Here is a 7,814-nt window from a genome sequence, read left to right as displayed (position 1 = left end):
GCACTTTTTTCAACACACACAACATGGCCATGGTTTGTGCCACATCGGGGTTTTCAATGAAGTTGAGCTGCAAGTGTTTGGGTTGAATATTTGCTGATTTGGTGATGATCACGCTGTCGGGGGTGGCTTTACTGTCCACGCCAAAGGCCTTGAACCAACTGGCAATTTCGCAGTCGCCCTGTAAACTCATCAGGCGCAGGTTTTTCAGTTCAATCTCAGCCTCGTCGGCCAATGCAGCCAATTGGTACCAGTACGAAGCACCGGTCCAGTCGGCTTCAACCGTGAAATCACGTGCCTGGTATGCCTGCTCGTCCACCCTGATTTCGTTGCCTTTCCAAACCGAACGAACGCCAAACTGCTTCATTAGCTTCAGCGTTAGTTCGATGTAGGGTCGCGAAGTAATTTTGTTTTTCAGGCGAAGGGTCAGGCCTCCCTCAATCACCGGGGCAATCATCAATAAGGCCGAAATATACTGGCTGCTGATGCTACCATCGAGCTCCAGCACCTTGCCTTTCAGGTGCGAACCCCAGATTTTGAGTGGCGGATAACCTTCGTTCTCCATATACTCAATTTTGGCACCCAGCGCATTCAAAGCATCAACCAACACATGAATGGGCCGCTGTTTCATCCGTTCCGAACCGGTGATGACCCATTGCCCGACAATCTGCGAAAGAAAAGCCGTCAGAAAACGCATGGCGGTTCCCGCGTGGCCAATATCAAATTGGTTGGTGTTCGAAGTCAGCACCTGTTGCATCACGTCAATATCATCGCTTGCCGACAGGTTTTTTAGTGGATATGGACTGTAACTCAGCGCATGAATAATCAGCGCGCGGTTGGCAATGCTTTTGGACGAAGGAAGATCAATGCTCCCTTGGATGGTTCTATCTGATTTGGAAAGACGGTATTTCATGGTCAGTTTTCAGTTATCAGTTTCGAGTTTTGTGTTTCGAGTTGTCCGCAGATGGAATTTGGAACTTGAGACTTGGAACTTGTCTGCCAGCCGGCGGATTATCGTTTTGCGTAATAATCAAGCGCTTCAAAAATCAACTCCTTCGGGCAATCCTCATTGATGGACACCTCGCCTATTTTGGTAATCAAGGTGAAGTTGATTCGGCTACCTTCATTTTTTTTGTCGTGGGTCATCAGTTCATAAAGGGCTTCATAATCCGACTGTTCTATTTCAAACTTCCCGTAAACACCCAGCAGCCAACGGCTGATTTCATTTAGCTGATCCTGCGGAAAGCCACATCGTTTAGCCGAAAGGTACAGCTCCACAATCATTCCGTAAACTACCGCAAAACCATGCAAAATGGCACGCCCGCTGTGCAAGGCATAACTCTCAAACGCATGCCCGACCGTGTGTCCAAAGTTCAGCGCTTTGCGAATGTTCTTCTCGGTCAGGTCGTTTTGCACATGCCAGTCCTTCACCGCCACCGAGTGGGCAATGATTTCTTCCAGCGATACGTAATCGATATCGCCCAAATCATACCCCATCAGCTCGTCCCAGTGCTCCGGATCCTTAATCAGTCCGTGCTTCAGCATTTCAGCATAACCCGAAAGGAAATTTGCGTAGTCGATGGTCTTTAAAAAGCTCGTGTTAATAATGACGGCATCCGGCTCATTGAAAACACCTATTTCATTCTTCAGTCCGTTGAAATTGATTCCTGTTTTTCCGCCCAGCGAAGCATCCACCTGGGCCAACAGCGTGGTTGGAATATTGACGAAAGCCATTCCCCGCTTAAAGGTTGAAGCGACAAAGCCCCCCAAGTCGGTAAGCATGCCGCCACCAATATTGATGAGCAATGACTTGCGGTCTGCACCGTTTTTTGACAGGAACTCCCAAACCTGTTCCACCGAGCGGATGGACTTGTTGGGTTCACCCCCTGAAATGCTGATTTGCTTGATCTGGCGGCGGTCAATCAGCTCTTCGATAAGCGGAAGGCAAAGTCGTTTTGGCGTTTCTTCCGTCAGGAGAAATACCTTCCCGGCAGGAAATTGTTCGACGATTTTTTCGAGTTCATCTGCCACCTTTTGGGAAAAGACAATATTTGAGTGTATTTTTGATGAGGCCATGCGTTTGTTATATTTTGAAGAAGGCAAAGTTAATCTATTTTCTCAGCCCGATAAAATCATTGGCAAAATGGCCTGATTATTTACGATTCATTAAAAAACTATGGAAATTTCTAACCAAAAACGATCACGTCTGATAAAGAGAGGTTTTTTCCTGATAGCCGTTTTGTTACTGCTGCCCATTTTGTTTTTTGTTTGGAAGGAGATGGACCTAGTGGCCTTAATCAATGGCGGTGTCTTCTTGCTTTTTATCATCGGCTTTCAATTCATGGGCTTAAACTACGTTCATTACCAATCAGATGGCGAAGTGTTGCAGATCCGCTATTACCCCATTATTTCGTTCTTCGGAAAAGAATACAGCTCCATCGAATTCAATAAAAAGAGGCTCTTTAAGGCGGTGGTGGAACGATCGTTCCTGTTTCATGAGTTGCACCTCGAAATCAAAACCAGAGAAGGCATAGCCGAATACCCTGAAGTCAGTCTGGCAGCTTTAAGCAGCGCGGACATTGAGGCGATTCGCAATGATTTGAGTAAAATGCTTCCTGAAAAGAGACAACTCGGGCAGTAGGGCGTCAGCCTGCAATGACCAAGATCCCCACTCATAACGGACTCCGAACAACTCACTTGCCAAATCGCGCTGTCGCTTGCTCCAGGAATTGGCTGTACCAACGCCAAACGATTGATCACCGCACTGGGCGGGATTAAGGAGATAGTTTCGGCAAACAAGAAGCCGCTGACCCAGGTGCCCAAAATCCGGAGCATTACCGCACAAAAAATTCTGGAAAGCAACCTACTGGACCGTGTGGAAACCGAAGTTGAATTTGTGCGAAAAAACGAGATTCAAACAGCTTTCTATTGGGATGATAATTAGCCGGTTGCTTCTGAAACGATGCGTCGATACGGGCTTGCTGTTGTATTGGAAAGGCTCGACAAACTTCAAAGCATAAAAGATTTTGTCGATGGTGGGAACGCGAAAAGCCACCAGCAATCGACGCGACTTTTGCGATTCGCAGATTCAGGAAATGGCACAACGAGGAGATTATACGGTCGTCAGCGGACTGGCTTATGGCATCGATATCGCGGCGCACAAAGCCTGCCTGAAGCATGGAGTCGCTACCCTTGGTGTGGTGGGCCACGGACTGGAACAAGTTTATCCCATCATGCATCGTACGGTGGGCGATAAGATGTTTGGAAATGGAGGACTGGTAACCGACTTTGTGAGGGAAACACCGATTGACGGCACCAACTTTCTGCGTCGAAACCCACTCATTGCCGGCCTGGCCGATGCCACCATCATTGTGGAATCGGCTGAAAAAGGCGATTCGTTAGTTACGGCCGACATTGCCGATTCTTATAACCGCAATGTATTTGCACTTCCGGGACGCAGTTGAGACAACTACCCCAAAAGATGCAATCAACTCATTAAATCGAATAAAGCTTCAACGATCGAAAACCTGCAGGATTTGAAATATGCCATGGGCTGGCAGCAAAATATTGACAAACCATCAAAAATCCAGAAGCAATTATTTGTTGCACCCGATGCGGAAGAGCAAAGCATTGTATATGCCCTAAACGGCCAGGAAATGTATATCGACCTGCTATGGTCACAGGTAAAAATGCGGGTGGGACAAATTATCGTCCGTTTTGCTTGTCCCCGAGTTTAAAGGATTGGTTGCCAATCTTCCAGGGAAAATGTATAAGCTAAGCTACAACTATTGGTCTGGAAACCTGCAATTGATCATCACCGCCCGATGTTTGACCCGATCTCCTAACTCAATCCTTCAAACCTTCAATCAACAGCCACCTTCAACTTCGTCAATCAGAGACAATTTTTTAAAGGTCAATTGCCGTTTAACTTTGGCCTGTTCTATTTTATCAAACGTTTGAGCGCAGGTAATTCCCCGCTGTTTCATATGTTTGTTACTTCCAATATGAAGGTTTGGAAATTTTCCCTTTTTCTCCAGTAAAACCCGGATAGACAATCCAACAAAAGCAAGTGCTACCAAGGCAATTGCCACTCCTAAAACCAAAATAAACTCCATCGTACGCTCCTTTCTTTAACTGGTGCAAAAATACTAAAAAACTGATTTCAACAGCCGTAATCTGATATTATTACAAACAGTCAATCAAGGATCTTGTTGAACAGCTATTAAGAATGGTTCTATTTGTCCATTTCTCTGAGGCAAACCGGGTGTAAGTTTCAAACATTCTTTCTAATTTTAAGCAAAAATTCATATTATGCAAAAACACATCAACATTGTTGCTGCCATTCAGATTGGCTTCAGCATATTTGGAATACTTTTCGCCCTCTTAATTTATGCCATTCTTCATTTGGTTGGAGATTTCACCGATGAACCAGAAGCCAATCTGGTGCTGTCTATTATAGCAAATGTGGTCGCTACCGTATTTGTCATCCTTGCTATTCCAGGGATTATTGGAGGGTTTGGCTTGTTTAAACGGAAAGAATGGGCCCGCATACTGGTTCTGATTTTGTCAGTGCTGGATTTGTTTCACTTCCCGGTTGGGACTGCCGTTGGTGTTTATTCCATCTGGGCACTCGTCCAACCCGATGTAGTAGCCGAGTTTGGAAAAAAGCCGATGGAAGACCCGATTAACAATGGCTAAAACAGCCCGGCATATCCTGCTTTCCGGAAGAGTCCAAGGCGTTGGCTTCCGGTATTTTGTGCGAGAAAAAGCCAGGGAGTGCCACATAACCGGCTGGGTTAAAAACCTACCCAATGGAAAAGTAGAAATCGAAGCAGAAGGAGAAGAGAAAGACATCAACTGTTTAATCGATTACCTCAAAATAGGGAACGGCTACAGCCGAACCGACCAATTAACCCAAAATCAAGTAGAACCAACCACAAATTTCAGCGATTTTACGATCCGATATTAATCATGACACAACAAAATTACCACATGAGCCCCACGCAATTTCGCGAGCAGGGCAAAAAACTCATTGACTGGATAGCCGACTATTACGAGCAAGTAGAAAACTACCCGGTTTTGTCGCAAGTCAAACCCGGTGATATTCTAAAAACCCTTCCTGCCAATGCTCCCGAGCACGGAGAAAGTTTTGATGCGATGATGCAGGATGTGGAACAATTAATCCTGCCCGGAATTACCCACTGGCAGTCGCCCAATTTCTTTGCTTACTTCCAGTCCAACACTTCGGGTCCGTCCATTCTTGGCGAATTGCTTTCAGCCGGACTGGGAGTACAAGGCATGCTATGGGCAACCAGTCCCGCTTGCACGGAGTTGGAAAGCCATGTGATGGACTGGCTGGTGGACATGATGAGTTTACCACAGCAATTTAAGACCACCAATCAGGGAGGAGGTGTCATTCAGGATACGGCGTCTAATGCGCTGATTACCGCGCTGCTGTGTGCCCGCGAAATGAAAACCAACTTCGAAACCAACAAGCTGGGTGGATGCCCGAAAATTGTGGCTTACGTGACATCGCAGACCCATTCGTCCGTAGAAAAGGGCATTAAAATCGTCGGGATAGGACAACGAAACTTACGGGTAATTGAGGTAGATGAGAATTTCGCGATGATCCCAGAGAAGATGGAGCAACAGATTAAAAAAGATTTGGACGAAGGCTACATTCCTTTTTTTGCCTGCGCCACCATTGGCACCACTTCGTCTAATGCGATTGATCCGGTTCGGGCTATTGGCGAAATCTGTCGCCGATACGACATCTGGCTGCATGTGGATGCCGCCATGTCCGGGTCTGCCGCTGTTTGCCCGGAGTATCGCTCGCATTTCGACGGACTTGAACTGGCTAAGAGTTACGCTTTCAACCCGCACAAATGGCTTTTTACCAATTTTGATTGCGACTGTTTTTATGTGAAAGACAAGGCCGTACTGATTAAAACACTCAGCATTTTACCGGAATACCTAAAAAATGAAGCCACCGAGAAAGGAGCCGTCATTGATTACCGCGACTGGCATGTACAACTGGGTCGGCGTTTTCGGGCCCTGAAACTATGGTTTGTTATCCGCCATTATGGTGTCAAAGGCTTGCAATACCACATTAATGAACACATTCGACTGGCGCAGGAGTTTGCCGATTGGGTCAGTCAATCAAACGATTTTGAATTGCTAAACCAGCCGCCGTTCAACCTGGTTTGTTTTCGCCATAAAAACGACGATGCCTTCAATAAAAAGCTGATGGATAGCCTCAATAAAAGTGGCAAGCTCTTTTTGACACACACCGTTTTAAACGGACAGTTTTGGCTGCGTATGAGCATTGGACAGACACAAACCAAGCGCCACCATGTGAAAAAAGCCTGGAGTTTGTTGCAGGAAACGGTAGCCCTTCTTGACCGTGATTGGATCGATGAGAGGTGATTCGCAGCGATCCTGGTCATGAGCAGGGTGTGCCAATAGACCAGCAATTAGCGTCAGGATCAATCGTACGGGCATTTGTAGTCATCTTCTCTTGACTTATATTCCGGGAGAATGGCCCGAACTTCTTCTTTAGAAGCCTTATATTCTGCTTCCAATCATCTATTCTCCTGACTTGAAGCACAACATCCACTTGACTTTAGCTGTTGATTGGCTTCATCTAAATCTTGCAAGGGATAAAACGAAGGATGCACAAAATTCAGAAATTTCAGAATCTTAAAGGCATTGAAATAGCCATAAAAGCGCTTTTGGAAACTTTCTGGTCGTGATGCGTTGGAGCGAATTTCCTGTAAGGAGCTTTCAAAGTCATCGGCTTTCAAAAATAAAACCACCGGCAAAGGCAATTGACCGAGCAGAGCCGGCAGTTCCGGATCGCTGCTTCGATAGATTTCAGGTAGTCGGTCAAACAGTTGTTTCAGGTGTTGGAAAGCCTGAAAATTATAGGTGAGCTTCAGGCTTTCATCGCCTTCCATCCATTTTCGTATAGCCGGACCGGTTCCAAACGGAACCCGGTGCGAAATCCGTGCCGACGGGAAAACACAGGTTCCGTTAATTTCTCCAATTGGGCCCAGCTGCGCCAGCTTGTGCAGAAAATAAAAATCTTCACCAGCTTGTTTGCGGTTCATGCCGCCCTGCTTGACGTAAGCATCAGCTCGAACGGCGAAAGCCGAGCCCACCGTGTAAATGGCCTGCGGAAACCCGGTAAATGCCATCGCCTGCTTATAATAATGCAGATAGGTTTCGTACAGCTCCATGCCCTGCCGGTGAGCTTCATCCGTAAGTTCATCCACCCGGTGCTGAAACCGAATGGTCGCACCAACTTCCTTCTCGGATTGCTGAAAGTGCTTCTCAATCTCAACAAAATAATTCGGACCAACAGTCGTATCCGCATCGAGAGAAATAAGCACTCCGCCCGGCTTATCAAGTGCAGCAAACCGGCGTACCGCTTCATCCATACCTGTTTTACGTGCCAGACCCGCCCCGGCATGCTTTTTCCGAAAGGACGGTGGAACCACTACATTTAAGTTGAAAAAAGCTTGCTTATTTTTCATTTTCCAATCCTCAAGCGCCTGGATGGTTTGCGCGTTTTGTCTTTCGACCTCTGATGGACTTACCTCCGACTGATTTACCACCACCAACACTTCAATGGCCTGAACAGGCGGCTGACAAGCAGCCAACGAATGGATTGTTGTCAGAATTTCAGGCTCATCGTAACACGGAATAACCACGACCATTCCAAGACTCTCAGCGGATGGCCCGGAAATAAGAGCCGGGTAATTGATGTTGCGTTTGATATAACGGCTGGCAAAGTTCATGCATGGGAAGTTAGGTGA

Annotated in this window: 10 protein-coding genes and 1 pseudogene; 7 read left to right on the top strand and 4 right to left on the bottom strand. The window is 46.6% G+C overall.

Annotation, left to right across the window (positions count from 1 at the left end; genetic code table 11):
- Both AAC033_RS17450 and aroB read right to left on the bottom strand, forming a co-directional pair.
- Nucleotides 1-910: pseudogene (locus AAC033_RS17450) on the bottom strand (3-phosphoshikimate 1-carboxyvinyltransferase); the annotation flags it as partial.
- Between the two features lie 98 nt (nt 911-1,008).
- A complete protein-coding gene (gene aroB / locus AAC033_RS17445; protein WP_339740491.1) occupies nt 1,009-2,073 on the bottom strand; it encodes a 3-dehydroquinate synthase in 1,065 nt (354 codons plus the stop codon).
- Between the two features lie 100 nt (nt 2,074-2,173).
- Between aroB and AAC033_RS17440 the strand changes: the two genes are divergently transcribed.
- From AAC033_RS17440 to AAC033_RS17425, 4 genes are all read left to right on the top strand, one after another.
- A complete protein-coding gene (locus AAC033_RS17440) occupies nt 2,174-2,638 on the top strand; it encodes a hypothetical protein (RefSeq protein WP_339740489.1) in 465 nt (154 codons plus the stop codon).
- Between the two features lie 111 nt (nt 2,639-2,749).
- Nucleotides 2,750-2,941 carry a hypothetical protein gene (locus AAC033_RS17435; RefSeq protein WP_339740487.1) on the top strand — a complete coding sequence of 64 codons (192 nt, stop codon included), beginning with the start codon at nt 2,750-2,752 and terminating at the stop codon, nt 2,939-2,941.
- Between the two features lie 88 nt (nt 2,942-3,029).
- Nucleotides 3,030-3,461, top strand: a complete 432-nt coding sequence (locus AAC033_RS17430) for a DNA-processing protein DprA (RefSeq protein ID WP_339740485.1) — start codon at nt 3,030-3,032, stop codon at nt 3,459-3,461.
- Nucleotides 3,462-3,533: 72 nt separating this feature from the next.
- Complete coding sequence (locus tag AAC033_RS17425; RefSeq protein ID WP_339740483.1) at nt 3,534-3,734, top strand: hypothetical protein; 201 nt, start codon at nt 3,534-3,536, stop codon at nt 3,732-3,734.
- A 129-nt stretch (nt 3,735-3,863) separates the two neighbouring features.
- On the opposite strand, the gene AAC033_RS17420 is transcribed toward AAC033_RS17425, so the two are convergent.
- Nucleotides 3,864-4,112 (bottom strand): hypothetical protein, encoded by a 249-nt coding sequence (locus AAC033_RS17420; protein ID WP_339740481.1) that lies wholly within the window; start codon nt 4,110-4,112, stop codon nt 3,864-3,866.
- 196 nt (nt 4,113-4,308) lie between these two features.
- On the opposite strand from AAC033_RS17420, the gene AAC033_RS17415 reads away from it, so the two are divergent.
- Genes AAC033_RS17415 through AAC033_RS17405 form a run of 3 tightly spaced genes read left to right on the top strand, consistent with a single transcriptional unit; the run spans nt 4,309 to nt 6,423 of the window.
- Entirely contained in the window at nt 4,309-4,695 is a 387-nt protein-coding gene (locus AAC033_RS17415) for a hypothetical protein (protein WP_339740479.1), read from the top strand.
- Nucleotides 4,688-4,966 carry an acylphosphatase gene (locus AAC033_RS17410; RefSeq protein WP_339740477.1) on the top strand — a complete coding sequence of 93 codons (279 nt, stop codon included), beginning with the start codon at nt 4,688-4,690 and terminating at the stop codon, nt 4,964-4,966. The genes AAC033_RS17415 and AAC033_RS17410 overlap by 8 nt, the downstream gene beginning before the upstream one ends.
- Nucleotides 4,967-4,968: 2 nt before the next feature.
- Nucleotides 4,969-6,423: a pyridoxal-dependent decarboxylase gene (locus AAC033_RS17405; RefSeq protein WP_339740475.1), complete on the top strand. Its 1,455-nt coding sequence runs from the start codon at nt 4,969-4,971 to the stop codon at nt 6,421-6,423.
- 155 nt (nt 6,424-6,578) lie between these two features.
- Here the strand turns inward: AAC033_RS17405 and AAC033_RS17400 are convergent.
- On the bottom strand, nt 6,579-7,814 hold a 1,236-nt coding region (locus AAC033_RS17400; RefSeq protein ID WP_339740473.1), incomplete at its 5' end, for a glycosyltransferase family 2 protein.

Origin of the sequence: uncultured Sunxiuqinia sp. (genome assembly GCF_963974515.1) — a bacterium.
In the GTDB taxonomy this organism is placed as follows: Bacteria; Bacteroidota; Bacteroidia; order Bacteroidales; family Prolixibacteraceae; genus Sunxiuqinia.
Note: the sequence above shows the minus strand (reverse complement) of the source record. Positions and strands in the feature narration are given on the sequence as shown.